Raw genomic sequence first — 26091 nt, 5'->3', positions numbered from 1 at the left:
TCATTTTCCTGATTCATCCCCGCAGGCGGACGATTTTCGTCATCTTGGTGCGGCGCGGACGGACAGCGATTGCCGTGGCCTTTCCGCACCCTACATAATCGTCTAGACTCATGCTCAGACCTGCCTGGAGGTGGATCAGCAGAATGCGTGCGACGCGACGGGCCTTTTCTTTTGGGGTCATGGCCGCCCTTCTTTCGGCCTGTTCGAGCGATCTGGTCGGTGGCGTTTCCTCCGTCTCAGATCCGGTGATGCGGCCGGTGCCGAACCGTGGCTGGGATGCTTGGGTGGCCGGTTTCAAGGACCGGGCCAGGGCCAAGGGCATTTCCGACGCGACGCTATCGGCGGCCTTTGCCCATGCCGGATATCTGCCGGAGGTCATCGCGCTCGACCGCAGCCAGACCGAGTTCACCCGCACACTGGAAGACTATCTGGCGATCGCCGCATCCGACGAGCGGGTCGCCAAGGGACGCGCCGCCTATGCCCGCTACCGCGACGTTCTGGCTCAGATCGAGGCGACCTATGGCGTCGATGCCAATGTCGTCGTCGCCATCTGGGGGCTTGAGACGATGTATGGCGAGCGGCGCGGCAATATTCCGGTCGTCTCGGCGCTGTCGACGCTTGCCTATGACGGCCGGCGCGGTTCCTTCTTCGAAAGCCAACTTTTGGCCGCCCTCAGGATCATCCAGAACGGCGACATCGCTGCCGACCGGATGACGGGAAGCTGGGCCGGTGCAATGGGCCATACCCAGTTCATCCCGACCTCCTACATCGCCTATGCCGTCGACTTCAACGGCGACGGGCGACGCGACATCTGGAGCGACGACCCGACCGATGCGCTGGCCAGCACAGCGGCCTATCTCTCCCGCTCCGGCTGGCGCAAGGGTGAGGCCTGGGGTGGCGAGGAGGGCTCACCCGGTGCCGCCTACGGCACCACCCACATCCAGCCGCATGCCGGTGGGCCGGTGTTTGTCGTCGGGCCGAATTTCAACGTCATCAAGCGCTATAACAACGCCACCAGCTACGCGCTCGGGGTCGGTTATCTCGCCGACCGGATCGCCGGCGCCGGCCCGATCAAAGGCAGCTTCCCGCCCGACAGTTATGGTTTCACCGCCGATCAGCGCAAGGCGCTGCAGGCGGGGCTTCGGTCCGCGGGTTACGACGTCGGCACCATCGATGGTGTGTTCGGCGACAAGACCCGTGCCGCGATCGCAGCCTATCAGCGCGCCAACGGGCTGGCCGTAACCGGCGAACCCTCGATGGAACTTCTGCGACGCCTCGGGTGAAAGCGGCGCGTTTACGAAGACGAAGTCCGGCGCAGGTGTCGCACGGTCTGCCAGACGAGCAGGGCGGCGACGATGGCGAGCAGGACGCCGCTGATCGGCCGGGTGATGAACACCATCGGATCGCCGTGGTTGGCGAGGAGACCGTTGCGGAAATTGGTCTCGATGATCGGCCCGAGCACGAGGCCGATGACGATCGGCGGCATCGGGAAGCGGAAGCTCAACAGCACAAAACCGAGAATGCCGAGCGCGATCGCAAGGATGACGTCGAAGGAGCTGTTGTTGACAGCATAGACGCCGGTGACGCAGAGGATCGCGACGATTGGTGTCAACACCGGATAGGGGATAGCGAGGATCTTCGGCAGAAGCCGCCTTGCGCCGAGCCCGAGCACGGTGATGAGGATCGCCGAGATCAGCAGCACGCCGAGGATGACGACGAAGAGATCGCCGTTCTGCATGATGAAGAACGGACCCGGATCGATGCCCTGGATCAGCAACGCTCCGACGAGAACCGCGGTGACGGTGTCGCCCGGAATTCCAAGCGTCAGAAGCGGCACCAGCGCGCCACCGGTGACCGCATTGTTGGACACCTCCGAGGCGATCAGGTGGCGGGTATCGTCCTCGATCTCGCGGGCGTCGCCGTCTGTGGCTGCGCCTTTGCTGCGACCCGCGCCGGTCATGCCATAGGCGATCCAGGATGCGATCGTTGGGCCGGTGCCCGGCAGGATGCCGATGAAGGTGCCGACGACGGCGCTCTGGATGACCACCCACCAGTTTCGTGCGAACACCGGTACGAGGCTTTTCATCGCAACGCCTTTCTGCTCCGGCAGGCTGTTGTCTCCGGCATTGCGGTCGATCTGCGACAGGATTTCGGCGATGGCGAAAAAGGCGATCAGTGCCGGTATGAGCGGGATGCCGCCCTGGAGCTCCGGCATGCCGAAGGCAAAGCGGGTGACGCCATCCACCTGATCGATGCCGACGGTGCTGATCAGCATGCCGAAGGCGGCTGCGATGATGCCCTTGATGATCGATCCGCCGGCAACGGCCGCAACGCACATCAGCCCGAAGATGCCGAGCGAGAAATATTCGACCGAGGTGAATTTCAGCGCGAAGGTCGAGAGCTTCGGCGCCAGAAACAGGAGCACCGCCAACGACAGCAGGCCGCCGAGCGAGGAGCCGATGGTGGAAAGGCCGATGGCGTAATCCGCAAGACCCTTGCGGGCGAGCCGGTATCCCGGCAACGCGGTTGCCGCATTGCCTGGCGAACCGGGCGTGTTGATCAGGATCGCCGGAATGGATCCGGCATAGTAGCCGGCGGCGTAGATGCCGAGCAGCAGTGCCATCGCGGCGTTGAAGTCGACACCGAAGGTGAGCGGCGTGGCGATCGCGACACCGGTCGTCGCCGTCAGGCCCGGCGAGGCGCCGAAAATGAACCCGACGATGACGCCGACGAGGCACCAGAGCAGGATGTCGGGTTGCATGAGCGAACTGAGGCCGGCGGCGACGGTGGAAAGCGGTATCAGATCCATGCGGGCACCAGGACGGTAAAGCCGTAGCGGAAGATGAGGAAGACGCTCGCCGCCACCGCGATCGGGACAATGGCAAGCATGGTGGGCCGGCGTTCACCGAGAAGCGCCATGCTGAGCAGCATGAACAGCCAGACGCCGAGGCGGAAATCCACATGGCGGAAGCTGAGGCCATAGATGAGCAGCAAGGCCATGAAGGCGAGGGCGTGGCGGTTGACGATCGGGGCGAGCGCGGCGCGCAACGCCAGCGAGCCCGGTCGGATCAGCAGAAAGAGACCGCCCGCGCCGATCACAATAGCAAGCGCCATCGGCAGGCTTCGAGGCGTGATCGCACCGCTGGTGGCGAGCACATCGATATGGGTCGCAAAGTAGAAGGTGGCGAGCGCAAACAGCAGGATCGCTGCGCCAATGGCCCGGTCGGCACGCATCGGGATCTCCGTCTCTAGCGCGGCTGCCTGGAGGCTGCCGGGGAGGGTGTGTGCCGCCAGCCGGCGCGCTTGCATCGGCTGGCGGCTGGTCAGGTTGGGCTTACTTGGCGAGACCGAGTTCGCCGAGAACCTTCTTGTTCTGCGCGACGGAGGCGTCGATCACCTCGGCGAAGCCGGCGGAGTCCTTGAACGCGTCGTTGTAGCTGAACTTTTCGTAAAGCTCGGCAAGTTCGTCCGATGCGGCGATCTCCTTCAGCGCGCCGTCGAGGCTCGCGATGACGTCATTGGGCGTGCCCTTCTTGACGACGAGGCCGAACCAGACGCTGGAGGTGAAGTCGAAGCCCTGCTCCTTGAAGGTCTCGGCGCCCGGCAGGTAGTCGAGTTCCTCATCGGCGGCAACGCCGATGACCTTGAGCTGTCCGGCCTGGGCGAGCGACTTGTAGACCGGCGCGCCGACGAAGGAGAAGTCGACCTCGCCGGACAGCGCCTTGGTGACGGCGCCCTTGCCGCCGTCGCCGCTGATATGGGTGAGCTCGATGCCCTGCTGGTCAACGAAGTCCGACATGCTGACATGCTGGCTTGAACCCGGTCCAGGCGTGGAGAAGGTCACCTCGCCATCCTTGGCGGCGGTCACCAGGTCGGAGATCGATGTGAGCGGGCTGTCCGCCGCCACGGCAACTGCGATCGGCGTTTCCACCAGTTCGGCAAGTGGGACGAAATCATCCGTCTCGTAGCCGGCGTCGGCCATGATCGGACGGGCCGTCAGGGCGCCGGTGGAGGCGACCAGCAGGGTGTATCCGTCGGCAGGGGCCTTGGCGGCCTCGGCGGTGCCCACGCCACCGCCGGCGCCTGCGACATTGCGGACGATAAAGGGCGACTTGAAGTGTTCCTGCAGCAGCTTGGCGATGACCCGCGCGGTGCCGTCGATCGCATCACCGGCGCCATAGGGAACGATGATCTGGACAGGCTTTTCGGGATACTCGGCCCAGGCGGCCGCGGGCGCCATGGCGAAGGCGGCGAAAGCGAGCAGCCCGATGCGTTTTGAAATCGAAAAATTCATGTCATGTTCCCTGTTTTCTGGAGAGCGCGTTGCGGGGTTGTGCTTGTATTTTAATCAGTGCCCCGTATAGTGCAGTATATACAGCATCCGTAAGAGGTCAATAAACCGAAATGAACAAGCCGCCATTGCCACGCTACGAGGCTTTGAAGACCTTCGTCTGCGAGAGGATCGAGAGTGGCGAGTGGGCGCCGAACGACCGGATCCCCTCGGAAACGACGCTTGCGGAGGATTTCGGCGTATCGCGGATGACCGCGAACCGGGCGATCCGCGAGCTGACCGCCGAAGGCCGCCTGACGCGCATCCCCGGGGTCGGTACCTTCGTTCTTGCCCCCAAGGTTCGCGGCACCATCGTTGAAATCCGCAGCATATCGCAGGAAATTGCCGCTCGCGGCCATACCCACAGCAGCCGGCTCCTGTCGCTGGAAAAGATACGGGCCTCATCAAGGATCGCGCGGGTGCTCGAGGTCGATGAGGCCTCTCTCGTGTTCAATGCGGTCATCGTTCATCTGGAGGATGGCGAGCCGGTCCAGCTCGAGAACCGCTACGTGAATCCGGCTGCAGCCCCCGACTTTCTGGAACTCGACTTCCGAAACAAGACCCCCAGTGACTATCTTCTCGGGCGTCTTCCGGTTGCCGAGATCGAGCAGACCATCGAGGCGCGTCTGCCGTCGCCCGATGAAGCCGAGCATCTCAACATGGACCTGTCGGAACCCTGTCTCGTGCTCGAGCGCCGCTCGCGCACCGGGCGCATGGTGGTGACCTATGTGCGGCTCGTTCATCCGGGCCACAAGGTCACCTTGGGTGGCCTGACTGGGTTTGCCAGCGGCGCCCAGTCATTCGCCCGCGAGGAAAGTCTCTGAGCGGTTCCTTTGGGTGCTGATTAATTTACGGGCAACCTCAATTTTTGCCTTGCCGATGGGCATATTGCGTGTTTGTATATACAGGTACAGACATTGTGTTGGCTTCGGCTTTACACTTCTCGGGGGTCTTTCGTGGTAGTCTCTTCCCACCTTGTTTTCGGCCAAAGCGCGGTTTCGCATGCCGACATCATTGCGGTCGCCCGTCATGGCGCGAGGGTTTCACTTGCGCCCGAGCTGCTGCAGGCCCTTGCTGACTGCCGTTCGCTGATCGACCGGGCGATCGCCGAGGACAAGCCGGTCTATGGCCTGACGACAGGGCTTGGCGCCGGCGTCGACACCCGGCTTGACGTTGCGGATCTCGTCGCCTTCCAGAACCGCGTGCCCCAGGCGCGCGCCGTCGGCGTCGGCGCCGCCCTGCCGGCGGAAACGGTGCGCGCGCTGATGGCGGCGCGGCTCGCAGGGTTCACCTCGGCCAGTTCCGGTGCCTCGCCTTCCGTGGCCGAAGCTCTTGCGGCGGCGCTCAATGCCCATTTTCATCCGGTCGTTCCTGCTCTCGGCTCCATCGGGACCGCCGATCTGTCACCGCTTTCGGCAATGGTGCGCGGGCTGATGGGGCACGGCGAAGTGGCGCTTGACGGCGACATCATGGAGGCTGCGGAAGCGCTTTCAAAGGCGGGGCTCGAGCCGCTGAAGCTGGGGCCGCGCGATGGCCACGCGCTGGTGGTCGGCAACAGCCTGTCGATCGGCCGTGCCTGCCTGGCGCTTGATGACCTCGGGCGTCTTCTCGACTGGTCCTTTGCTTCACTGGCGCTGAGCTTCGAGGCGTTCAGGGCGAGCGTTACCGTGCTCGACCAGCGCGCCCTGGCGCGCCGTCCGGCCTTTGGCCAGCAGGAAGCCGGCGAGCGGCTTTCGGCGCTTCTTGCCGGCAGTTCGCTTCTGAAGGAGGGTGCAGCGCGGCGCCTGCAGGATCCGCTCAGCTATCGCTGTGCACCGCAGATCTGGGGCGCGCTTGTCCACGCCTTCGAGGAGGCCGCCGTCGCCACCGAGATCGAGCTTGCCGGCGCCGGCGACAATCCGATCGTGCTCGCCGATGAAGGCGAGCTGATCCATAACGGCAATTTCGATACCACCGCCTTTGCCCTCTCCTGGGAGCGGCTCGGCCTCGCGATCGCCCAGTGTGCCTCGGCGACAGCCTGGCGGACAATGAAGATCATGTCGCCCGGTATTTCCGAACTGCCGCGCTTTCTGACGGCGCATGGCGGCAGCCGCACCGGTTTTGCGACCGTGCAGAAGACCGTCTCCGCGCTCGAGGCTGAAATCCGTCATCTCGCGCATCCCGTCGCCTTCGCGCCGATCCCGGTCGCCGATGGCGTCGAGGATCACGCCTCGATGGCGCCGAGCGTGATCGCCAAGACCGAGGCCATGATCGAGCGCTTTCGCTATCTCGTTGCCATCGAACTCGTTGCCACGGCCCAGGCGGCCGAGCTGCGCGGTGTCGAAAGCGAACTCGGCGCCGGCACGGCCGTCGCCTACGAAAAAGTGCGCGGCCAGGTGCCGCCGCTGACGGAAGACCGGGCCATGGGGCCGGATTTCCAGAAACTGTCGGAATTCATACGCCTGAACGATGCCGGACGCTGAGGCGTTGGCATTGCCACCATGAAGCAGACTTAACCAGAGGGAAAACCATGAAACGCACCATTTCTTCGATCCTCGCCGCCGCGGCCGTCGTCGCAGGCCTTGCCGCGCCGGCTGCTGCCGATCCGATCAAGGTCGGCTCCAAGAACTTCACCGAGCAGTTCATCCTTGGCGAGATGTATGCCATCCTGCTTGAGGATGCCGGTTATGACGTCGACCGCAAGATCAATCTCGGCGGCACGCTGATCGCCCACCAGGCACTGACCACCGGCGAAATCGACCTCTATCCGGAATATACCGGCACGGCGCTGAATTCGGTCGTCAAGGGCGAGGTCTCGTCCGACGCCGATGCCGTCTACAAAGAAGTGTCCGACTATTATCTCAACGAACTCGGCCTCGTATGGCTCGAGCCGACCGGTATCAACAACGGCTACGCCATCGTCGTTCGTCAGGATACCGCCGACGAATACGGCCTGAAGACGCTGAGCGATCTCGGCAAGGTCTCCGGTGACCTCGTCTTCGGCGGCGGCCCGGAGTTTCCCGATCGCGCCGACGGGCTGCCCGGCCTGAAGGCGGTGTATGATGCCGAGTTCAAGGAATTCAAGCAGTTCGCCAAGCTCGGCCTGCGCTATGACGCGCTGATGCAGGGCGATATCGATGTCGCCAACGGCTATGCCACCGACTGGCAGATCGGCGCCGAAGGCCTCGTTCCGCTCGATGACGACAAGGGCCTCTTCCCGCCCTATTACGTCGCGCCGGTCGTTCGCAAGGACGTGCTCGACGCCAATCCGGGCATGGCAGATGTGCTGAATTCGCTCGCTCCCCATGTCGACAATGCCGTCATGCGCAAGCTGAATGCCGAGGTCGAGAAGGACCACGAAGAGCCGGAAGATGTCGCCAGGGCCTACCTGGAAGAGATCGGCCTGATCAAGAACTGATCACCTGTTGATGGAAGCAGGCGCGCGCGCCTGCTTCCGCCCGAAAAATCATGAACTGCCGGAGACGAGAATGCAGGAAATCTGGATAGACTATCTGAATGCGATCGACGCCAAGGCGCTGGCGCTGACGGATGGCGAGATACTCGATGCCGTCGAAAAGGCGCTTGCCGATCAGGGGCGCGGCGAAACGGTCATCGAGCCGCGCGTTCATCTCGTTCCGGAAAGCTCCGACAAGGGGCACTTCAACGTGCTGCGCGGCTATGTGAAGTCGCTCGGCTTTGCCGGCGTCAAGGTCGTCGGCGATTTCGTCGATAACTACAAGCAAGGGTTGCCATCGGAACTCGCCGTGCTCAATCTCTTCGACCCCGAGACCGGCATTCCGAAAGCCATTATCGACGCCACCGCGATCACCGACATGCGCACCGGCGCTGTCACCGCCATCGGCGCGAAATATCTCGCCCGCAAGGACAGCAAGGTGTTGGGCCATGTCGGCGCACGCGGCACCTCCTACTGGAATGTCCGCCTGCTCGATCACCTGTTCGATTTCGAGGAAATCCGCGTCCACTCGCGCCGCCCCGAAAGCCGCAACGCTTTCGCCGAACGGCTGGAAAAGGATCTCGGCAAGAAGATCATCGTCACCGACAACTGGCAGGACTGCCTTGACGGCGCCGATATCATGATCGAGGCGAGCCGCCTGCCGGAGCCGACGCCGCTGTTCAAGACCGAATGGGTCAAGCAGGGTGCCTTCGTCGTGCCCTACGGCACGATGAGCGCCCTCGAATTCAACCTCACCGACATCATGAACAAGGTCGTCGTCGATGACTGGGGCCAGTGCGGTCCGGGCCGACCCTATGGCGCGCTGCGCCGCCATGTCGACGAGGGCAAGGTGACGGAAGAAACGCTGCACGCCGAAATCGGCCAGATCGTCTGCGGCGACAGGCCGGGCCGTGAAAGCGATGACGAGACCATCCTGTTCTGGCATCGCGGCCTGTCGACCACCGATGTCGCGCTTGGCGCCGCCATGGTCGAAAAGGCCAGGAAGCTCGGCATCGGCCAGCGCCTGCGCTTCGCCTGAGGGGGCATCATGACCGCCGTCGCCTGTTCGCGCATGTACAATGTTTCGCCGGCAGTGAAGGCGCGGTGGGATGATTTCTTTCGCTGGCTTGCCGACGAGGCGGGCGTGGCGCTCGATATCATCGCCTATCCCGCGCCGGCGCCGCTTGCGGATCTGTGGGCGCGGGCGGATCTCGGCATCACGTTCATGTGTTCCTTTCCCTACGCCGTGATGCCGGAAGAAGACCGTCCGGTACCGCTTGCGGCACCCGTCTCCACCGCGTCGTGGGCAGACGACAAGCCGGTCTATGCCAGCCGGATCGTCGCCCGGGCCGATAGCGGTTTGGCTGCGGCATCGCTCGCGTCCGCGCGATGGGCCTGGACGGTGCGCGATTCGCAATCCGGCTATAACGCGCCGCGCGAATTTCTGGCGGCGCGTTTTCCGGGTGCCAGGGTCGCGACCTTCGGACCGGTCATCAGTCCCGCCGGCGTCATCGAAGCGGTGCGCACGGGCAAGGCGGATGTCGGGGCGGTCGACGCCTATGCCTGGCAGCTTCTGGAAATGCACGCGCCCGAGGCGATCGCGGAGCTTTCGGTCGTGGCGACCACCGAGCCTGCGCCGTTTCCGATGCTGGTATCTTCTGCCGCACTCGATCCGGGCGTGACGGAGCGGCTCAGGCAGGCGCTTCTTTCTGCTGACAGGAGCCCCGATGGGATCTCTGCTCTGGCGCCGCTTGGCCTTTCCCGCTTCGCGATTCCCGATCTCGCCGCCGTTGCCGGGCTTCCGGCGCGCGCCGCGCAGGCGGATGCCGCGCTGGGAGAACGCTGGTGAGGCCGGAAAACCATACGAATAAAGGAGGCTGCCGATGAAATGGCTGCCACGACATCTCGACACGGTGGGCGAGGCGCTGCTGCAGCATCTCTATCTCGTTATCGTCTCTGTCGGCATCGCGCTGGTGATTTCGCTGGTGGTCGGCATCTGGTCGGCGCGCCGGCCGAAGACATTCACCACGGTGGTGATCGTCACCGGCGTGTTGTTCGCCATCCCGAGTCTGGCGCTGTTTGCGCTGTTCATTCCCGTGCTCGGCATCGGTGCGGCGCCCGCGATCACCGGGCTTGCGCTTTACTCACTGATGATCCTGATCCGCAATATCGGCCTCGGCTTCCAGTCGATCCCGGCGGATGTGATGGAGGCGGCCCATGGCATGGGCTATGGCGCCTTCCGTCGGCTCTGGGAGGTCGAGCTCCCGATCGCCATGCCCTATATCGTCGGCGGCGTGCGCATTGCCACGGTTACCGTCATCGGCATCGCCACCGTCGCCGCCTATATCAATGCCGGCGGCCTTGGTGCGATCATCTTCCAGGGAATCGACCAGCGTTTTCCGGAAAAGATCATCGTCGGCGGTCTTCTGACCGCGGCGCTTGCACTGTCGGCGGACTATCTGCTGTCAATGCTGGAGAAGCGCCTTCGCCAGCGTAGCGGAAGGAGCGGCAAATGATTGTCATCGAAGCCTTCCAGTGGATTGCCGAAAACCAGTCCGCCTTCTTCTCCGCCTTCGATCGCCACCTCCTGATGTGTTTCATCTCGCTCGGCATCGCGCTTGTCATTGCGCTGCCGCTCGGCTTCAAGGTTGCGCGTTCGCCGCGTGCGGCCTTTGCTGCGATCAATATCGCCGGTGGTCTCAGAACCATTCCGAGCCTTGCCATACTGGCGGCGGCGATGCCGATCCTCGGTATCGGCCTGTGGCCCTCGGTGATCGCGCTGATCGTGCTCGCCGTGCCGCCGCTGTTGCTCAATACCGTGATCGGTATCCGCGAAATCGACACGTCCGTGCTCGATGCAGCCACCGGCATGGGCATGGGCAAGCGCGATATCCTCTGGCAGATCGAACTGCCGCTGGCCGTGCCCTCGATCATCGCCGGCATCCGCACCAGTGCCATCCAGGTGATCGGCGGCGCAGCGCTCGCTTCCTTCATCGGCGGTGGCGGCCTTGGTGATTTCATCAATGCCGGTATTGCGCTGATGAACATGCCGCGCCTGCTCGTCGGCGCTCTTCCCATCGCCATGCTCGCCATCTTCGCCGAAATCTTCTTCGGCTGGCTCGAGCGCCGGCTCACCAACAGACGCTGACCCGGAAGGTCTCAGAAAACCATGATCACGATCGAACATGTTTCCAAGAATTACGATGACGGCGCCCATCTTGCGGTCGACAATCTCAGCCTCACCATCGAGACCGGCACCACGGTGGCGCTGATCGGCCCGTCGGGCTGCGGCAAGACCACGACGATGCGGATGATCAACCGGCTCGAAACCCCGACCTCGGGCCGTATCCTGATCAACGGTCAGGATGTGTCGAAGACGGACCCGAAAGAGCTGCGTCGTTCCATCGGCTATGTCATCCAGCAGGTGGGCCTGTTTCCGCACATGACGATCGCCCGCAACGTCGCTACCGTGCCGCGGCTGCTCGGCTGGGAAAAGGCAAAGACCAATGCCCGCATCGATGAGTTGCTCGATCTCGTCGGCCTCGATCCTGCCGTCATGCGCGACCGTCTGCCGCATGAGCTCTCCGGCGGCCAGCGCCAGCGCGTCGGCTTTGCCCGCGCGCTGGCGGCCGAACCGCGGATCATGCTGATGGATGAGCCCTTCGGCGCTATTGACCCGATTACCCGCGTGCGCCTGCAGGATGAGTTCCGCGCGATCCTGAAAAAGGTCAGCAAGACGGTGGTGATGGTCACGCACGACCTGGACGAAGCCATCAAGATGGGCGATCGCATCGCCATCATGCGCGATGGCAAGCTCCTGCAATATGATACGCCCGCCGAAATCCTCGCGCGCCCCGCCAATGATTTCGTCCGCGATTTCCTCGGTCAGGACCGCCACATCAAGCGCCTCAGCCTTATCGAGGCACACACCGTGATGTCTGCGCCGCGGCCCGAAGCCACGGGCGCCTCGGTGGCGGGGGATACCAGCCTTCACACCGCGCTTGCCATCATCCTCGGCAACAACCTTCCGGGTATCGATGTCGTCGATACGACGGGTGCCCGTGTCGGCTATCTCGATCGCGATCTGGTGTTTGCCGCGCAGGAATAAGGCCCGGCGCCGCCAGTGCTTATCCGCTGAGCCGCACCAGTGCGGCCAGCACATCCGAGCGGCGCAAAAGGCCGACAAGGCGGTTGCCCTCGACCACGGGGAAGATGCGGTGCGGGTGTTCGAGGAAGGCCTCCGCCGCCGTCATCAGGTCGGCGCTCGCCGGCAGGCTGATGACGTTGGTCGTCATGTAGTCGCCGACCGTGCCCTTCCATTCCTGATAATAGCTCGCCTGCAGCGTCGGGCGGAAACAGTCCTTCTGGGTGAGAAGGCCGCAGAGCATGCCGCTGTCGTCGACGACCGGCGCGCCGGCGGCCTTGCTTTCCACCAGCAGCGCCACGGCGCGGCGGATCGCCATGTCCGGCGTCACCGTCAGCGCGTCGGTGCGAGTGATCCCTTCGATCGTATCGCTCACTGTGCCTCCTTCTCCGCCCGGTGCGGGCAGCCCTCGCAGGCGACGTCCTTGAGGCAGGCCATGCCGCCGCACGATCCCTTCAGCGGGCCGCGGCCGACCATCAGCCCGAGGCCGAGCCCCGCAGCCACCAGCGCAAACACCGCTATTGCCAGCACGATTTCCATCATCGTCTCCTCAAGCCGATCATAGCAGAAAACGGTCGAAACCGTTCACGCTTTCGCTTCTGAGCGCGGCACCATCATGAAACAGGAACAGCGACACAATACCACGGCGCCTCGCCAGCGCCGGGCCCTTAGCACCGGCCGCCGTCAGCGCCGTTGCCCAGCCATCCGCCGTCATCGCATCCGGCGCGATCACCGAGACCGATGCGATTTCGCCTCCGACCGGGCGGGCATGATAGGGGTCGATGATATGGCTGTAGCGGCTGCCGCCGAGGTCGTAGCTCTGCGCGCGCAGCCCTGAGGTGGCGACGGCCGCATTGTCGAGCCGGAGAACACCAAAAGCGCCGTCCGTTTCCGGGCGCGGGTCTTCCACCGCCACCTGCCACGGCCGGCCTTCCGGATGGCGGCCCTTTGACAGCAGCTCGCCGCTGATCGCGATCAGGAAGTCGTCATGCCCGCTTTCCCGAAGTTCGAGCGCCATCAGGTCCAGCGCCCGGCCCTTGGCAATGCCGCAGAGGTCCATGGTGAGGCCCGGCTGCCGCTTGACGAGCCGATCGCCCTCGACAGCGAGCGAACGCCAGCGCGGCGCGGCCTCGTCCTCCGGGCCGACCGTGCCTTCGATCGGGCCGAAGCCGTAACGGGCGACGAGCGGGCCGATGGTCGGGTCGAACCAGCCGTCGCTTTCGGCGGCCACGGCAAGTGCGGCTTCGGCCGTGAATGCCGTTTCGTCCGAAATCCGGCTGGCCTCGCCCCTGGTGAGATTGAAGGCGCTAATCTCGCTGTCGGCGCGCCAGGGCGACATCATCCGGTCGATGCTGGCCAGCAATTGGTCGAAGCGCGGCTTCAGCGCCGCACCATTGGCGCCGTTTGCAAGCGTCACGCTCCAGTCGGAGGCGAAGGCCGCGCCGGTGACATGCTGCGTCGCGGAGGCCGCGCGGAGCAGGCCGGGGGCGGCAAGGCCAAGGCCGGCAGCGCCGGTGGCGGCGAGAAGATGACGGCGGGTCAGATGTGCGGTCATGGCTCAGACTCCGAAATCGTCGTTGAAGATCGAGTGTGGCTCGACGCCGAGGCGCGCCAGCGTGGTCAGCACCGCCGAGATCATCACCGGCGGGCCGCAGAGATAGTATTCGCAATCCTCGGGTGCGGGATGGCGCAGCAGGGCGGCGCGGACGTTCTCGTGGATGAAGCCGGTCGCACCGGTCCAGCGATCGCCGGGGGCGGGATCCGACAGCGCCGGCGTCCACGAGAAGTTCTCATGTGCGGCGGCGATCGCGTCGAATTCCTCGACATAGAAGAGGTCGACCAGGGAGCGGGCGCCGTAGAAATAGCGCATCTTCCGCTTTGTGCCCTTGCCGATCTGTTCGTGGATCATGGCCCTCAGCGGCGCCATGCCGACGCCGCCGCCGATGCACACCATTTCGCGCTCCGTCGGCTGCACGTGGAATTCGCCGAACGGGCCGGATGCTTCCACCGTGTCGCCGGGCTTCAGCGAGAACAGGTAGGACGAGACCAGTCCCGGCGGGATTTCGCGTTCGCGACCGGGTGGCGGGGCGGCCAGGCGGATGTTGAACACGGCGCGGCCTTCGGCGGCGTCAACCGGGCGGTTGGCGATCGAATAGGCGCGCGTCACCCTGGCATCAGAGGCGCCGGTCATCTCCGCCCAGCCGGCCATGCGCCAGGCCTCGCTGAATGGCGCATCGATCTCGATATCGTGGAAATCAAGCCTGTAGGGCGGCACGGTGAGCTGCATGAAGCCGCCAGCGCGATAGTCGAAGGGCTGGCCTTCAGGAAGCTTGAGCACCAGTTCGCGGATCAGCGGCGCCTTCATCGTGTTCGAAACGACGGTGCAGGTGAAGCCGGTGGCGCCGACGAAATCCTGCGGCACGGTTACCGAGCAGGGCCCGCGCAGCGCGGTCTGGCAGGCAAGCCGCATGTGGGAACGGCGTTCGGCGGCCGACAGCACGCCGCGTTCCGTCGCCTGCGGCTCGCCCGCACCGGCGCCCTCGACATGCACGCGGCAGAGGCCGCATGTGCCCGAACCGCCGCAGGCCGCAGGGATGCCGATGCCGGCGCCGTGAAGCACGCCGAGCAGCCGGTCGCCGCGCTGGGCCTCGATGACGAGCGAATCGTTGACGCTGATGGAAAGCGCCTCGGCTGGAATCAGCCGCTTGCGGGTGATCAGCAGCGCCAGTGTCAGAACGATCACCAGTGCAACGACGATGATGGCGCCCAGAAAGATCTCGGTCATGGTGCCACCATCTGGGCAAAGGCCGAAAAGCCGAGCGACATCATGCCGGCGATCGTGAAGGTGATGCCGAGCCCGCGCAACCCCTTCGGCAGGTCGGCATAGGCAAGGCGCGCGCGGATCGCGCCGAGCATGACGACAGCGACCCCGAAACCGAAGCCGGCGCCGAGACCGAACACGGTCGATTGCGCCAGGTCATAATCGCGCTCGACCATGAACAGGCTGCCGGCGAGGATCGCGCAATGCACGGTCAGAAGCGGCAGGAACACGCCGAAGGAGGCGTAGATCGCCGGGAAAAACCGGTCGAGCACCATTTCGACGAGCTGCACGGTCGCCGCGATCACGCCGATGAAGGCGATCAGCTTCAGATAGGAGAGGTCGGTGTCCGGCATGCCGGCCCAGGCCCAGGCGCCGGGGCGCAGCAGCGCATTGTAGATCAGGTTGTTGAGCGGCATGGTGACGCCCATCACGGCGGTGACGGCGATGCCGAGGCCAAGTGCCGAACCGGTGCGCCGCGACAGCGCCAGGAAGGTGCAGAGCCCGAGGAACAGCGTCAGCGCCATGTTCTCGACGAAGGCTGCCTTGAGGAACAGGCCCGGAAGATCGGTCATTTGCCTGCCTCCCCGGTTTCCGGCGGCGTGAACTCGGCCGCTTCCGCCTGTTCGGTGAACACCGAGCGGATCGCCCAGACCAGACCGCCGATCAGGAAGAAGGCGCTCGGCGCCAGCAGCATCAGGTTGAATGGCGTGAACCAGCCGCCCTGTTCGACCGTGGCAAATATCTGGTTGCCGAGCAGCTTGCCGGTGCCGAAGAGTTCGCGCAGCGAGCCGATGACGACGAGCACCAGCGAATAGCCGAGCCCGTTGCCGAGCGCGTCGACCATCGAGGGAAGCGGCGGATTGTTGCGCGAGAAGGATTCGGTGCGGCCCAGCACCAGGCAGTTGGTGGTGATCAGGCTGACGAACACCGAGAGCCGCTTGCTGATGTCGAAGAAATAGGCCTGCAGGAACTGGTCGATGACGATGACCAGCGAGGCGACGATGACGATCTGCACGATCAACCGGATCGAATCCGGTATGTGCCGGCGGATCAGGCTGACGAGCAGCGCCGACATCACCAGCACGGTGGTCAGCGAGGCGGCCATGGTGACGGCGGTCGCAACCGAGGTGGTGACGGCAAGCGCCGAGCAGATGCCGAGGATCTGCAGCGTCACCGGGTTCTGCGCGATCAGCGGCTCGGTCAGGGTGGTGAACAGGCTCTTGCGGGCGGCCATATCAGAACTCCCCACGCTTGACGGCGGCGATCAGTGGACCGTAGCCGTCCGGCCCGAGCCAGAACCGCATGATCCTGGTGAAGGCATTCGAGGTGCGGGTGGCGCCGGTGATGCCGTCGACCTCGTAGTCATTGCCGGCCTTGCCGTGGGCGACCTCGAAGCGGATGTTGCCGGCCGCGTCGTAAAGCTCGGTGCCGGGGAATTGCGCCAGGAAGGCCGGTTCCTCGATGCGGCCACCAAGGCCGGGCGTTTCCGCCTGGTTGGTGATCGCAAGCCCCGCCACCGTGTTCATGTCGCCATCGAGTGCCAGTATGGCGTCGATCGGCCCGATATAGCCGGCGCCGCTGATCGGCAGCAGCGCCAGCTGGATATCGCCGGCGTCGTTGCGCAACAGATAGATCTGCACGAAATCCGGCCTGCGGCCGAGGCCCGCCGTGTCCTCACCGGGCGACAGCGTCTTCCAGTTCGAGGCGCTTTCGAGCGCTGTCGGGAGGTTTTCCGGCGTGACATCCTCGGCGGCGGCGCCCTTCGGCAGGTTGATCACCACGGTGGAGAGCTTGCCGCCGGATTGCTCGAGAAGCTGCGTCATGCCGGGAATGCCGGCAATCAGCGCTTCGAGCCGGGCCTGTTGTTCTGCCGCGCGGTTTGCCGTCTGGATCGGGCGCAGCACCACGGTGGCGCCGGAGACCATCAGCGCGCAGATGGCGGACACGAGGAAGGCGATGACCACCGTCTTGGTGCGGTTTTCGTTGGGCAGGGCCAGGAACCGGCGCCAGGCCGAAATCGGGTTCAGGTCAGCCATGACGTCTTCTCCTGTGGAATAGCCAGAGCGCGATCGCGGTTTCATCGAGCAGCGGTGCGATCAGCGAGGTGAGCAGCGCGGCCGAGACCGCCATGCGCACCGGAGCTGCGCCCGCCCAGTTGAGCGTGAACATGATGACGAGGAGGGCAAAGACGATGCCGTTCAGCCAGCCGCCGAGCCGGGTGGAGGCGCTGGCCACGGGATCGGCCACGAGCAGCACCAGGACGAGGCCGACGGCCGGCAGGACCGGTTCCAGCGGCAGGCCGCCGAGTTCGGCCGCGCCGAGCACGATCACGGCGCCGAGGATGACGCGGGCCGGCATCACGCCCGTCACCATGCCGATGATGGCGGCGGGAATGGCCGCCCAGGCGACCGGCAGGACCATATGCGGCCAGGGTGCTGTGGCGAAGCCGAAGCCGAGAAAGGCGAGCGTCACCGTCGCCGGGTTCAGGACATTGCGGCCCCAGCCACCGAAAACCAGTTCGGCCATCACCGAGCCGAAACTGATGCCGAGCACGAAGGGCACGAAGCCGAGATCTTCTGGCGCGAGGATCGCGACGGCAAGCGCCGTCAGGGCGCCGGCGAAGGAAGGCGGCTGGGCGCGCACCAGCATGAAGATCACATGCCAGAGCCCGGAGACGACCAGCGCCAGGGCCAGCCGCCCGGCAGCATCGAAGCCGCCATACCAGAGCCAGGTCAGCGCCAATGGCATCACCGCCACCAGAAGCAGGAGGGCAACCGTTTCGCGGTCCCACAATCCATGGGTCAGGCCACGGGTCACGCGGGCACCTCCTCTTTTTCGATACGGTTCAGGATGCCGCGCAGCTGCGCCGAAAGGCTCGGCTCGGCGGCCGTGATGTAGTCCGCAAGCGCCAGATCCTCCTCGATCAGCGAAAGGGCGCCGAGCCGCACAGCGCTTTCCTGGTCGCCGGACGACAGCGCCCGGACAAGGGCCGCGGCAGGAATATCGCCACCGAGCGCCTGTTCGAGCGCCGATGTCGGAATGATCGGAAGCGGGCGGGCGGCCCTGGTGAGGGCTGCCGAAAACCAGTGGCCGCGGCGCTGGCCGGCGCCATGCGACAGCACCGTCACCTGCCGGTCGCGCGGGCCAAGCCAGTGGCCGGCATGGCCATCGATATGCGAGCCCGCGATCACGTGATGCGGGCCGGGTCGGACATGGCCGAAACAGAGGCCGCGCATGTCGGCGCCGGGCTGGGTGCGCACCACGCGCTGGCTGTTGAGCGCCGGGCCGGTCACCGTCACCAGCCGGGTTTCGGGCAGCATGCCGGTCTCGATCAGCTCGCCGAGATCGGCGACGTCCTCGGCATGCATGTCCCAGACGCGTTTTTCGATGGAGGCCGGACAGAGCCGGTGGACCTGCAGCCCGGCAAGGCCGAGCGGATGCAGCCGGCCGACGGGAACGCGGATGATCTCGGCCGGCAGATCGACGCCGATGCGCGCCTTGTGCGGCTCGCAGAAGAATAGCTTGTCTTCGGTGAGAAGAGAGAGCGCTTCAAGTCCCCGCGCCAGCGCCGCCTCGCGGCCCTTGAGCGCCTCGGTAGGGGCGGGCGCGCCCGGGCGGCTGTCGGCTGCCATGATGACGATGGCGGATGGCGTTTCCGTCGGTCGTGGCATGTGGCCGAAGGGGCGGCTGCGCAGCCGATGCCAGAGGCCCGAGGCCTGCAGCAGCGCTCTCATATCGTCAGCATTGCCGGCTGGTCCGGCAAAGACGTGGCGTTCGCCGGTTTCCTCGCGGAACAGCACAAGCTGGGTCAGGCTGCGGCCGGGCTTCAGTTCGATTGCGGCGACGCGCCCCGCCATCGGCGCGACGAGCCGAATTTCAGGCGCGGCGCGGAGCTCCAGCAGCGGCTGGCCCTGCGACACGATGTCCTCGACGCTGACAAGCGGCGTGACCCGCAATTCCTCGCCCGGCGCCGGCACCAGGCCGGCCTCGTCGGTCAAGGCTGTGGAAATGCTGGAATAGTCTGGCAATGGCGTGCCGGTCGGCACGGAAAGACCTGCGGCAGAAAGGCGGGCCAACGCTTCACTCCCCTCAATATGTGAACGCCAATAGATTTGGTCATACCGACTATAGGTTGCCGGAACGCGCCAAATTGATTAGCATGCGCATACGCCAGACTATGAGTTTTCAACGGGGGTGAAAAGCCATGTCATCGGGGATGAGCCGGATTTATTTCGTTTTCGCACTTACGTTATTTGCAATTTTGACGATTGTCAATTCTAACGGAGCGCAGGCGCAGGAACCAGCCGCCGGCGACGACCCGGTCGAGGCGCTCGAGCTCTATGTCATGCCGCAATCGGGTCCGTTCCGCCCGGACCAGATATCGGTCCCCCAGCAGGACATGATCACGGCCTGGGCGCGATCGGCCCATGCCGATGCCACCGCCGAAGCCTTCACCCACTGGGATGGCGAAGGCGAGGTTCCGGTGGCCTGCGCCCGCTGTCACTCCGGTGCCGGCTTCCGCTCGTTCCACGGGCTCGATGGCAGTGCGCCCGGCGTTGACGGACCGGTTCCGGTCGGCGGTGTCGTCGATTGCGACACCTGCCATAATCCCGGCCTCGGCGAAATCGCAGCGATCATGCTGCCGAGCGGCATCGAACATCCGGTCAAGCCCGGCGTCGAGGCGGCTTGCATGACCTGTCACATCGGCCGCGAGGCCGGCGCCAGCGTCACCAAGGCTGTCGCCGACAAGGCGGACGATGCGCCCGACGATTCGCTCAACTTCGTCAATCCGCATTATGCCCTTGCCGGCGCAACCCGCCTCGGCAGTGTCGGGGCCGGCGGCTACCAATATCCCGGCAAGACCTATTCTGGCCGGTTCTTCCATGCCCGCCCGCTGGATGATTGCGTCTCCTGTCACAATCCGCATACGCTCGACGTATCGGAGGCGATCTGTCTCACCTGTCACGAGAACGGATCGCCGGATGCGATCCGCATCTCGTCGATCAGCTTCGACGGCAGCGGTAATGTCTCCAAGGGCATCCGCACCGATATCGATGCCAATGCGGCGCTGCTGTTGCGGACCATCCAGGACTATGCGGTCAAGGTCGCCGGTACGCCGATCGTGTTCGAACCCAGCTATCCGTATTTCTTCGTCGACGCCGATCAGGATGGGCGCGGCGACCGGATCGACGGCGCGCCGCAGAAATACAATGCCTGGACGCCGCGGATGCTGAAGGCGGCCTATAACTGGAAGTTCATCAATGCCGATCCGGGCGCCTTTGCCCACAATCCGCATTACACGCTCGAACTGCTCTACGACTCGGTCGAGGATCTGGCGGGACCGCTCAACCTCGATATGGCTGAGCTTGGGATTGCGCGCTGACGCCAGCTGCTGATCCCTGACGTTGCGGCCGCCCTCGTGGCGGCCGTTACGCGTTGATGCCTGCCGCTTCACAATCCCGTGTCCGCCGCGGCATTTGCTTGAAACGGCCAGGGCCGGCTCCCAGTTGGATTTGACCAACAACGGAGAAGATCTGATCGCGATGGACATCAACAGGCTACTCGAAGGCTTCCTCGGCACCAATGGCGCCTCTTCGCAAGGGGAGGTGCAGCAGCAGCGTTCGGGCCTTCCGGGCGGTCTCGCCGGCGGAGCGGCAGCGGGCGGTGCAATCGCCCTGCTGCTTGGCACGAAGACCGGCCGGAAACTCGGCGGCAAGGCCCTGAAATATGGCGGCATGGCCGCCGTCGGTGGGCTCGCCTACAAGGCCTATCGCGACTGGCAGCAGAACAGCCGGTCGACTTCCGAGCCACAGCCGCTGCCGAAGCCGCCGGCCGACAGTGGCTTCGATGTCGAGCATGACCAAGACCAGTCCGGAAGCGACTTCCGGCTTGCCCTCATGCGGGCGATGATCTCGGCGGCCAATGCCGATGATCACATCGACAAGGCGGAACATGCGCGCATCCGCCGGCATATCGACGAAACCGGTCTTGGCGCGGACGAAAAGGCGCTGCTCTTCGATTATATCGCGAGCCCGTCGGATGCCCGTGCCATCGCCGCGCTTGCCCGCAACAGCGAGCAGAAGGCCGAGCTCTATCTCGCGTCGGCGCTCGCGATCGACCCGGATACGCCGGAAGAGAAGCTTTACCTCGACAGGCTTGCCGACAATCTCGACATGCCGGGCGGCCTGCGGAGTTATCTCGATCAGGAAGCCGAGGCGGGGCGTAGCGCCTGATAAGGCGCCTCAAGAAGAGAGCGGCAGAGGGTCACTGGTGTTGCCCTCGCCGAGAGCGCGCTGCATGAACACGGTGTCGAGCCAATGGCCATGCTTGAAGCCGGTGCCGGTCAGCCGGCCGGCTTCGGCGAAGCCGAGGGCCTTGTGCAGGGCGATCGAGGCGGGGCTCGCCCCGCCGATGACGGCGACCATCTGGCGGAAGCCGCGCTGTTCGCATTCGGCGACAAGCAGCGCCAGAAGCCGCTTTCCGAGACCCTTCCCGCGCGCATCCCCGGCGAGATAGACGGAGTTCTCGACAAGCCAGCGATAGGCCGGCCGGGTGCGGAAGGCGCTGGCATAGGCATAGCCGAGCACCGCACCGCTCTCTTCGTCAATCGCAGCGAGGTAGGGATAGCCGCCGGAAAGCACGGCGGCGATGCGCCCTTCCATTTCGGTGACCGAGGGCGGTTCCAGCTCGTAGCTGGCGGTGCCATGGAGCACGCTGTCGGAATAGATTGCGGCAATCGAAGGGGCGTCGGCGGTGGTTGCAGGGCGAAGGACGATCGGCATGGCGCGTTCCAGCGTGAAATGAACATGAAAAAGGCGGCTCGAAAGCCGCCTTGATTTCTTGAGCTGTCGTGATCTCAGTTCCGGTTGCCGAGCAGACGCAGCATGAACAGGAACATGTTGATGAAGTCGAGGTAGAGCGTCAGTGCGCCCATCACCGCCTTGCGGCCGGCCACTTCGTAGCCGTCACCTTCATAATACATTTCCTTGATCTTCTGCGTATCCCAGGCGGTCAGGCCAGCGAAGATCAGAACGCCGAGAACCGAAATGGCGAAGCTCAGCGCGCTCGACTGCAGGAAGATGTTGACCAGCATCGCAATGATCACGCCGAACAGGCCGATCACCATGAACGAGCCCATCGCCGACAGGTCGCGCTTGGTGGAGTAGCCGTAAAGCGACAGCGCACCGAAGGACGCGGCGGTGATGAAGAAGGTCTGGACGACGCTCTCGCCCGTATAGACGAGGAAGATCGTCGACAGCGAAATGCCGGTGAGCGCCGCATAGACCCAGAAGGCCATCTGCGCAGCGCCGACGCTCATCTTGTTGACGCGGAACGCCAGCACGAAGAAGGCGATCAGCGGTGCGAACATCACCAGCCACTTCAGCGGCGAGGCATACATGACCTGGCCGAACTGGGTGAGCTGGACCTGGCCGCCGGCATCGCCGGTGACCGAAGCCGTAAAGATACCGTAGGCGGCAACGCCGGTGATCACGAGGCCGAGGGCCATGAGATTGTAGACGCGCAGCATGTAGGCGCGCAGACCCTGATCGATTTCAGCACTCGCGTGCGCTCCCGCCTGCGCGCGGTTCTGATAGTTACGAAGATCAGCCATTGAGTTCCTCTAAAAAAGCCCCTCGTTGTTCACGGTGTCGGGCACGTCACCATCCGGCGAACGCCCAGGCGCCGCTGGGGGGCTCCAGCAAGCCTGTGGATAATATGATGGGAACGCCACCGCGATACAAGGCTTATAAGTTTGAAAAGCGAAGGGAAATCCTCACAATTTGGTTAGAAATGCCGCAACGGGACTGCAAATGACCGGAGCGGCTCACCATTTATCCGTGTGAACCGGCGGCTGCGTCAAATCCGCCCGCCCCTGAAAGAGGACCCCTATGCGCTATTTCATTGCCGTCGTTCTGCCCTGGCTTTCCTTCTTCACCATCGGCAAGCCGATCTCCGGCATCATCTGCCTGATCCTGCAGATCACCCTGATCGGTTGGCCGATTGCGGCGCTGTGGGCGCTGTTCGCCGTGCAGAACTTTCACGCCGACCGCCGCAACGCCGAACTGATGGATGCGCTGCGGCGCGACAAGTAAGCCCCGGCATTCAGAGCTCGCGCAAGTAAAGCGCGGGCTTCTGGCCGAGCAGGTGCCACGTGCCGAAAAGGCCGATGGCGACCGTGACGACCACCGCGCCGGCAATGGTGCCGAGTGCCACCGAGGGCAGCAGCGCGAACGGCAACTCCATGATCGCCGTCAGCGCATACCACGCCGCTGCCGAGCCGGCGATCAGCGCGAAGACGCCGGTGGCAAGCCCCAGCAGCAGATATTCGTAGACGAAGGCGCGGATCAGCGCCGGCCGTGTCGCGCCGAGCGTCTTCATGATGATGGCATCGTGGCCGCGGCGGCGATTGCCGGCCGCAAGTGCGCCCGAAAGCACCAGAACGGAGGCGACAAGCGCGATGGCCGCCGCCGCGCGGATCGCGGTCGCAAGCTGGTCGACAAGCTGGCCGGCGACCTCGAGCGCGGCGCGCACCTCGATCGTGGTGACGGTCGGGAAGGTGCGGGTGACGGCGCCGAGAATTTCGGCGTTCTTCGCGGTGCTTCCATCCGGGTTGGTCAGCGTCGCAAGCCAGCCATGCGGGGCACCGGCAAAGGTGTTCGGCGAAAACACCATGACGAAATTGATCGACAGCGATCCCCACTCGACATTGCGGAAACTGGCGATCTTCGCGGTGATGTCGCGGCCGAGCACGTTGACGGTGACGGTATCGCCAAGCTTCAGTCCAAGCTCCTTGCCTTCCTCCGCGGCAAAGGACACCAGCGGCTCGCCGCTATAGTCCTCGGGCCACCACGCGCCCTCGGCCAGCGTCGAATTTTCCGGAAGCGTCGCGTCATAGGTGATGCCGCGGTCGCCGCGCAGCACCCATTTGGCGTCCGGCGGCGCGTCCCACTCGCTGGCCCGCGTGCCGTTGAGGCTCATGATCCGGCCGCGCAGCATCGGCACCAGCGACAGTTCGCCGGTCGGCGCCTCGGTCTCGATCAGGTCCCTGAAACCGTCGACCTCGTTGCTCTGGATGTCGACGAAGAAGAAATCGGGCGCGCGCTCCGGCAGCGAGCGTGAGAGCTCGCGGTTGAGATTGCCGTCGATGAGGGCTAGCGCCACCAGCAGCGTCAGGCCGAGACCGAGCGACAGCACCACCGAGCCGGTGAGCGCGCCGGGGCGGTGGATGTTGCCGACGGCAAGCCGGAGCGATGGCGCGCGCGGATGCGGCGCCCGACGGGCGATCGCCTTGATGGCGACGGCCACGAGGCGCAGCACGACAAAGGCCCCGGCGACGGCGGCAAGGAAGACCGATGCGACAAAGCGCTCTTCCGCCGTGACAATCGCCAGGCCGCCGAGAATGGCGAAGGTGAGGGCGGCAGCGGCGATGAACGACCAGGCTGGCCGGCCGCCCTCATCATAGCCATGCTCGCGCAGCAGCGCCGTCGCCGGCACGTCGCGGGCTGCGGCGAGTGGCAGGATGGCGAAGGCGATGGCCGTCAGCAGACCGAACAGCGCCGAAAGCAGCAGGGCGCCGGGGAAGACGGCGGCGGGAATTGCGATTTCGAGCAGCGAGGAGAGGAGCGGCAGCGCGATCAGCGGAATGACCGCGCCAAGCACCATGCCGGCGACGATCCCGATCAGCGCCATCAGCATGATCTGGAAGAAATAGATCGCGACGACCATGTTGGCAGGCGCGCCCATGCACTTGAAGGCGGCGATCGCCCGGCGGCGGCTCTCGAGGAAGGCGCTGACGGCGTTGGCAATGCCGACGCCGCCGGTCATCAGTGTCGCGAGCCCGACCAGGGTCAGGAATTCGGAAAGACGGTCGACGTTTTCGGAAAGCGAGGGGGCCGCCCTGTCGCTGGTGCGCACCGACCAGCCGGCATCCGGGAATTTTTCCTCGGCCGCCGTCTTCACGGCGTTCGGGTCAGCGTCTGGGCCGGCAAGCCGGATACGATAGGCATAGTCGACGAGGCTGCCGAGCTGGACCAGGCCGGATGCCTGAAGCGCCGCGTCGCTGATCAGGATTCGCGGGGCGAAGGCAAAGCCTTCCGACAGCGAATCCGGCTCTTCGGTCAGAATGCCGGAAACCCTGAGTTCGGCATTGCCGAGCAGCAGGCTGTCGCCGGGCGCAAGATGCAGCCGGTCGGCAAGCAGCGGCGCCACCAGCGTGCCGAAGCGGCCATCGGTCTCGCCGAGCGCATCGGCCACCGGCATGGCCGGATCGGAGACTACGGCGCCATAGAGCGGATAGAGACCATCGACCGCCTTCACTTCGGCGAGCGATTGGTCCGAGCCGTCGGCAAGCCGCGTCATCGAGCGCAGCGTGACCGATTGCGAGACCGTGCCGAGCGTATCGAGATAGCTGCGCTCCTCGCCGGTCAGCGGTTCGTTGTCGCGCTCGAAGCGGATGTCGGCGGCCAGGATTTCGCGGCCGCGCTCTGCGATCGCGGTGTTGACCGCCGAGGATACAGAATTGACGGCGGCGATCGCGGCGACGCCGAGCATGATACAGGCGAGGAAGATGTAGAAGCCGGAGAGCCCGCCGCGCATTTCGCGCAGCGCAAATCTCAGGGCCAGCGCTGGGTTCAGTCGATTTGCTCTCATTGCGCCGGCGCATCCGTGACGATTTCGCCGGAGCGGACGTGGATTTCCCGGTCGCAGCGCGCGGCAAGCGACGGATCGTGGGTGACGAGCACCAGCGTCGTGCCCATTTCGCGCTGGCGGGCGAACAGAAGATCGGCGATCTGGCTGCCGGTGTCGCCATCGAGATTACCTGTCGGCTCGTCGGCGATCAGCACAGCGGGTTCAGGGGCAAGCGCACGGGCAATCGCCACGCGCTGCTGTTCGCCGCCGGAAAGCTGGCCGGGATAATGGGTCAGCCGGTGGCCGAGACCGACGCTCTCAAGAGCGGCGCGGGCCCGCTCGAAGGCATCGGCGCGGCCGGCGAGCTCCAGCGGGATCGCGGCGTTTTCGAGCGCCGTCATGTTGGCGATCAGGTGGAAGGACTGGAACACGATGCCGACATTTTCGCCGCGGAAGGCGGCGAGCGCATCCTCGGAAAGGCCGGAAAGCGGGGTGCCGTCGATGGTGATCTCGCCGCTGTCGAGGCGCTCCAGCCCGGCAATCACCATCAGGAGCGTCGATTTGCCGGAACCGGAAGGCCCGAGAATACCGACGGACTCGCCGCGGCCGATCTCAAGCGACATGCCCTTCAGCACATGGACGGCGGCCGAGCCCTTGCCGAGCGTCAGCTGGGCCTCGTGAAGCGTAATCAGGTTTTCCGACAAATTCGTTCCCGCTTTGAAATTCGTGATTGG

The 26091-nt window shown here is 64.9% G+C and carries 28 protein-coding genes; 12 read left to right on the top strand and 16 right to left on the bottom strand.

The window, feature by feature from the left end; translation table 11 throughout:
• Positions 1-179 precede the first annotated feature (179 nt).
• Positions 180-1283 (top strand): lytic murein transglycosylase, encoded by a 1104-nt coding sequence (locus tag TM49_RS03195; protein ID WP_244464785.1) that lies wholly within the window; start codon positions 180-182, stop codon positions 1281-1283.
• 11 nt (positions 1284-1294) lie between these two features.
• Here the strand turns inward: TM49_RS03195 and TM49_RS03190 are convergent, their stop codons facing one another.
• The 3 genes from TM49_RS03190 to TM49_RS03180 all read right to left on the bottom strand — a co-directional run bounded on the left by TM49_RS03190 (position 1295) and on the right by TM49_RS03180 (position 4294).
• Positions 1295-2809, bottom strand: coding sequence for a tripartite tricarboxylate transporter permease (locus TM49_RS03190; RefSeq protein ID WP_045679509.1), 1515 nt, complete (start codon positions 2807-2809; stop codon positions 1295-1297).
• Complete coding sequence (locus TM49_RS03185; protein WP_045679508.1) at positions 2800-3234, bottom strand: tripartite tricarboxylate transporter TctB family protein; 435 nt, start codon at positions 3232-3234, stop codon at positions 2800-2802. Before TM49_RS03185 ends, TM49_RS03190 begins: the two co-directional genes overlap by 10 nt.
• Before the next feature lie 100 nt (positions 3235-3334).
• Positions 3335-4294 (bottom strand): tripartite tricarboxylate transporter substrate binding protein, encoded by a 960-nt coding sequence (locus TM49_RS03180; RefSeq protein ID WP_045679507.1) that lies wholly within the window; start codon positions 4292-4294, stop codon positions 3335-3337.
• A gap of 110 nt (positions 4295-4404) precedes the next feature.
• On the opposite strand from TM49_RS03180, the gene hutC reads away from it, so the two are divergent.
• From hutC to TM49_RS03140, 8 genes are all read left to right on the top strand, one after another.
• On the top strand, positions 4405-5154 hold the full coding sequence (gene hutC / locus TM49_RS03175; protein WP_045679506.1) for a histidine utilization repressor: 750 nt from the start codon (positions 4405-4407) through the stop codon (positions 5152-5154).
• A 132-nt stretch (positions 5155-5286) separates the two neighbouring features.
• Entirely contained in the window at positions 5287-6792 is a 1506-nt protein-coding gene (locus tag TM49_RS03170; RefSeq protein ID WP_045679505.1) for an HAL/PAL/TAL family ammonia-lyase, read from the top strand.
• Positions 6793-6839: 47 nt separating this feature from the next.
• Positions 6840-7727 carry a glycine betaine ABC transporter substrate-binding protein gene (locus TM49_RS03165; protein ID WP_045679504.1) on the top strand — a complete coding sequence of 296 codons (888 nt, stop codon included), beginning with the start codon at positions 6840-6842 and terminating at the stop codon, positions 7725-7727.
• Positions 7728-7797: 70 nt separating this feature from the next.
• Entirely contained in the window at positions 7798-8802 is a 1005-nt protein-coding gene (locus TM49_RS03160) for an ornithine cyclodeaminase family protein (protein ID WP_045684674.1), read from the top strand.
• Positions 8803-8811: 9 nt separating this feature from the next.
• Positions 8812-9612, top strand: a complete 801-nt coding sequence (locus tag TM49_RS03155; RefSeq protein WP_052699690.1) for a phosphate/phosphite/phosphonate ABC transporter substrate-binding protein — start codon at positions 8812-8814, stop codon at positions 9610-9612.
• A 34-nt stretch (positions 9613-9646) separates the two neighbouring features.
• Positions 9647-10279, top strand: coding sequence for an ABC transporter permease (locus TM49_RS03150; protein WP_045679503.1), 633 nt, complete (start codon positions 9647-9649; stop codon positions 10277-10279).
• Positions 10276-10911 carry an ABC transporter permease gene (locus TM49_RS03145; protein ID WP_045679502.1) on the top strand — a complete coding sequence of 212 codons (636 nt, stop codon included), beginning with the start codon at positions 10276-10278 and terminating at the stop codon, positions 10909-10911. Before TM49_RS03150 ends, TM49_RS03145 begins: the two co-directional genes overlap by 4 nt.
• A gap of 21 nt (positions 10912-10932) precedes the next feature.
• On the top strand, positions 10933-11871 hold the full coding sequence (locus TM49_RS03140) for an ABC transporter ATP-binding protein (RefSeq protein ID WP_045679501.1): 939 nt from the start codon (positions 10933-10935) through the stop codon (positions 11869-11871).
• A 19-nt stretch (positions 11872-11890) separates the two neighbouring features.
• On the opposite strand, the gene TM49_RS03135 is transcribed toward TM49_RS03140, so the two are convergent.
• Genes TM49_RS03135 through TM49_RS03100 form a run of 9 tightly spaced genes read right to left on the bottom strand, consistent with a single transcriptional unit; the run spans position 11891 to position 18804 of the window.
• Positions 11891-12283, bottom strand: coding sequence for a CBS domain-containing protein (locus tag TM49_RS03135; RefSeq protein WP_045679500.1), 393 nt, complete (start codon positions 12281-12283; stop codon positions 11891-11893).
• Positions 12280-12447 (bottom strand): (Na+)-NQR maturation NqrM, encoded by a 168-nt coding sequence (nqrM, locus tag TM49_RS22900; RefSeq protein WP_082074869.1) that lies wholly within the window; start codon positions 12445-12447, stop codon positions 12280-12282. Before nqrM ends, TM49_RS03135 begins: the two co-directional genes overlap by 4 nt.
• A gap of 19 nt (positions 12448-12466) precedes the next feature.
• The gene (locus tag TM49_RS03130; RefSeq protein WP_045679499.1) at positions 12467-13462 is read right to left on the bottom strand and encodes an FAD:protein FMN transferase; all 996 of its coding nucleotides are present in this window, start codon (positions 13460-13462) and stop codon (positions 12467-12469) included.
• Positions 13463-13465: 3 nt separating this feature from the next.
• Complete coding sequence (nqrF, locus tag TM49_RS03125) at positions 13466-14692, bottom strand: NADH:ubiquinone reductase (Na(+)-transporting) subunit F (RefSeq protein WP_045679498.1); 1227 nt, start codon at positions 14690-14692, stop codon at positions 13466-13468.
• Positions 14689-15300: an NADH:ubiquinone reductase (Na(+)-transporting) subunit E gene (nqrE, locus tag TM49_RS03120; RefSeq protein WP_045679497.1), complete on the bottom strand. Its 612-nt coding sequence runs from the start codon at positions 15298-15300 to the stop codon at positions 14689-14691. The genes nqrF and nqrE overlap by 4 nt, the downstream gene beginning before the upstream one ends.
• Positions 15297-15962 carry an NADH:ubiquinone reductase (Na(+)-transporting) subunit D gene (locus tag TM49_RS03115; protein ID WP_045679496.1) on the bottom strand — a complete coding sequence of 222 codons (666 nt, stop codon included), beginning with the start codon at positions 15960-15962 and terminating at the stop codon, positions 15297-15299. Before TM49_RS03115 ends, nqrE begins: the two co-directional genes overlap by 4 nt.
• A gap of 1 nt (position 15963) precedes the next feature.
• Positions 15964-16764 carry an FMN-binding protein gene (locus TM49_RS03110; protein ID WP_045679495.1) on the bottom strand — a complete coding sequence of 267 codons (801 nt, stop codon included), beginning with the start codon at positions 16762-16764 and terminating at the stop codon, positions 15964-15966.
• Positions 16757-17545, bottom strand: coding sequence for an RnfABCDGE type electron transport complex subunit D (locus TM49_RS03105; protein WP_244464784.1), 789 nt, complete (start codon positions 17543-17545; stop codon positions 16757-16759). Before TM49_RS03105 ends, TM49_RS03110 begins: the two co-directional genes overlap by 8 nt.
• Positions 17542-18804, bottom strand: a complete 1263-nt coding sequence (locus tag TM49_RS03100) for a Na(+)-translocating NADH-quinone reductase subunit A (RefSeq protein ID WP_052699688.1) — start codon at positions 18802-18804, stop codon at positions 17542-17544. The genes TM49_RS03105 and TM49_RS03100 overlap by 4 nt, the downstream gene beginning before the upstream one ends.
• Before the next feature lie 185 nt (positions 18805-18989).
• On the opposite strand from TM49_RS03100, the gene TM49_RS03095 reads away from it, so the two are divergent.
• Together TM49_RS03095 and TM49_RS03090 are read left to right on the top strand one after the other, a co-directional pair.
• Entirely contained in the window at positions 18990-20111 is a 1122-nt protein-coding gene (locus tag TM49_RS03095; RefSeq protein WP_244464783.1) for a cytochrome c3 family protein, read from the top strand.
• A gap of 160 nt (positions 20112-20271) precedes the next feature.
• Positions 20272-20961, top strand: a complete 690-nt coding sequence (locus TM49_RS03090) for a tellurite resistance TerB family protein (protein WP_045684669.1) — start codon at positions 20272-20274, stop codon at positions 20959-20961.
• A 9-nt stretch (positions 20962-20970) separates the two neighbouring features.
• Here TM49_RS03090 and TM49_RS03085 read toward each other — a convergent pair whose 3' ends face one another.
• Both TM49_RS03085 and TM49_RS03080 read right to left on the bottom strand, forming a co-directional pair.
• Positions 20971-21510 (bottom strand): GNAT family N-acetyltransferase, encoded by a 540-nt coding sequence (locus TM49_RS03085; RefSeq protein WP_045679493.1) that lies wholly within the window; start codon positions 21508-21510, stop codon positions 20971-20973.
• Between the two features lie 74 nt (positions 21511-21584).
• Complete coding sequence (locus tag TM49_RS03080) at positions 21585-22340, bottom strand: Bax inhibitor-1/YccA family protein (RefSeq protein ID WP_045679492.1); 756 nt, start codon at positions 22338-22340, stop codon at positions 21585-21587.
• Positions 22341-22617: 277 nt separating this feature from the next.
• Between TM49_RS03080 and TM49_RS03075 the strand changes: the two genes are divergently transcribed.
• Positions 22618-22821, top strand: a complete 204-nt coding sequence (locus TM49_RS03075) for a hypothetical protein (RefSeq protein ID WP_045679491.1) — start codon at positions 22618-22620, stop codon at positions 22819-22821.
• 10 nt (positions 22822-22831) lie between these two features.
• Here TM49_RS03075 and TM49_RS03070 read toward each other — a convergent pair whose 3' ends face one another.
• The gene (locus tag TM49_RS03070) at positions 22832-25378 is read right to left on the bottom strand and encodes an ABC transporter permease (protein WP_045679490.1); all 2547 of its coding nucleotides are present in this window, start codon (positions 25376-25378) and stop codon (positions 22832-22834) included.
• Entirely contained in the window at positions 25375-26061 is a 687-nt protein-coding gene (locus TM49_RS03065; RefSeq protein ID WP_045679489.1) for an ABC transporter ATP-binding protein, read from the bottom strand. Before TM49_RS03065 ends, TM49_RS03070 begins: the two co-directional genes overlap by 4 nt.
• Positions 26062-26091 lie beyond the last annotated feature (30 nt).

This window comes from Martelella endophytica, assembly GCF_000960975.1.
In the GTDB taxonomy this organism is placed as follows: Bacteria; Pseudomonadota; Alphaproteobacteria; order Rhizobiales; family Rhizobiaceae; genus Martelella; species Martelella endophytica.
The sequence above is the reverse complement of the archived record's forward strand: the minus strand, read 5'-3'. Positions and strand labels throughout refer to the sequence as shown.

What these genes read in the sequence shown, in the direction of transcription:
- TM49_RS03195 (WP_244464785.1), top strand. Translation starts at nt 180, where the DNA reads ATGGCCGCCCTTCTTTCGGCCTGTTCGAGCGATCTGGTCGGTGGCGTT.
- TM49_RS03190 (WP_045679509.1), bottom strand. Translation starts at nt 2,809, where the DNA reads ATGGATCTGATACCGCTTTCCACCGTCGCCGCCGGCCTCAGTTCGCTC.
- TM49_RS03185 (WP_045679508.1), bottom strand. Translation starts at nt 3,234, where the DNA reads ATGCGTGCCGACCGGGCCATTGGCGCAGCGATCCTGCTGTTTGCGCTC.
- TM49_RS03180 (WP_045679507.1), bottom strand. Translation starts at nt 4,294, where the DNA reads ATGAATTTTTCGATTTCAAAACGCATCGGGCTGCTCGCTTTCGCCGCC.
- hutC (WP_045679506.1), top strand. Translation starts at nt 4,405, where the DNA reads ATGAACAAGCCGCCATTGCCACGCTACGAGGCTTTGAAGACCTTCGTC.
- TM49_RS03165 (WP_045679504.1), top strand. Translation starts at nt 6,840, where the DNA reads ATGAAACGCACCATTTCTTCGATCCTCGCCGCCGCGGCCGTCGTCGCA.
- TM49_RS03160 (WP_045684674.1), top strand. Translation starts at nt 7,798, where the DNA reads ATGCAGGAAATCTGGATAGACTATCTGAATGCGATCGACGCCAAGGCG.
- TM49_RS03155 (WP_052699690.1), top strand. Translation starts at nt 8,812, where the DNA reads ATGACCGCCGTCGCCTGTTCGCGCATGTACAATGTTTCGCCGGCAGTG.
- TM49_RS03150 (WP_045679503.1), top strand. Translation starts at nt 9,647, where the DNA reads ATGAAATGGCTGCCACGACATCTCGACACGGTGGGCGAGGCGCTGCTG.
- TM49_RS03145 (WP_045679502.1), top strand. Translation starts at nt 10,276, where the DNA reads ATGATTGTCATCGAAGCCTTCCAGTGGATTGCCGAAAACCAGTCCGCC.
- TM49_RS03140 (WP_045679501.1), top strand. Translation starts at nt 10,933, where the DNA reads ATGATCACGATCGAACATGTTTCCAAGAATTACGATGACGGCGCCCAT.
- nqrM (WP_082074869.1), bottom strand. Translation starts at nt 12,447, where the DNA reads ATGGAAATCGTGCTGGCAATAGCGGTGTTTGCGCTGGTGGCTGCGGGG.
- TM49_RS03130 (WP_045679499.1), bottom strand. Translation starts at nt 13,462, where the DNA reads ATGACCGCACATCTGACCCGCCGTCATCTTCTCGCCGCCACCGGCGCT.
- nqrF (WP_045679498.1), bottom strand. Translation starts at nt 14,692, where the DNA reads ATGACCGAGATCTTTCTGGGCGCCATCATCGTCGTTGCACTGGTGATC.
- nqrE (WP_045679497.1), bottom strand. Translation starts at nt 15,300, where the DNA reads ATGACCGATCTTCCGGGCCTGTTCCTCAAGGCAGCCTTCGTCGAGAAC.
- TM49_RS03115 (WP_045679496.1), bottom strand. Translation starts at nt 15,962, where the DNA reads ATGGCCGCCCGCAAGAGCCTGTTCACCACCCTGACCGAGCCGCTGATC.
- TM49_RS03110 (WP_045679495.1), bottom strand. Translation starts at nt 16,764, where the DNA reads ATGGCTGACCTGAACCCGATTTCGGCCTGGCGCCGGTTCCTGGCCCTG.
- TM49_RS03090 (WP_045684669.1), top strand. Translation starts at nt 20,272, where the DNA reads ATGGACATCAACAGGCTACTCGAAGGCTTCCTCGGCACCAATGGCGCC.
- TM49_RS03085 (WP_045679493.1), bottom strand. Translation starts at nt 21,510, where the DNA reads ATGCCGATCGTCCTTCGCCCTGCAACCACCGCCGACGCCCCTTCGATT.
- TM49_RS03080 (WP_045679492.1), bottom strand. Translation starts at nt 22,340, where the DNA reads ATGGCTGATCTTCGTAACTATCAGAACCGCGCGCAGGCGGGAGCGCAC.
- TM49_RS03075 (WP_045679491.1), top strand. Translation starts at nt 22,618, where the DNA reads ATGCGCTATTTCATTGCCGTCGTTCTGCCCTGGCTTTCCTTCTTCACC.
- TM49_RS03070 (WP_045679490.1), bottom strand. Translation starts at nt 25,378, where the DNA reads ATGAGAGCAAATCGACTGAACCCAGCGCTGGCCCTGAGATTTGCGCTG.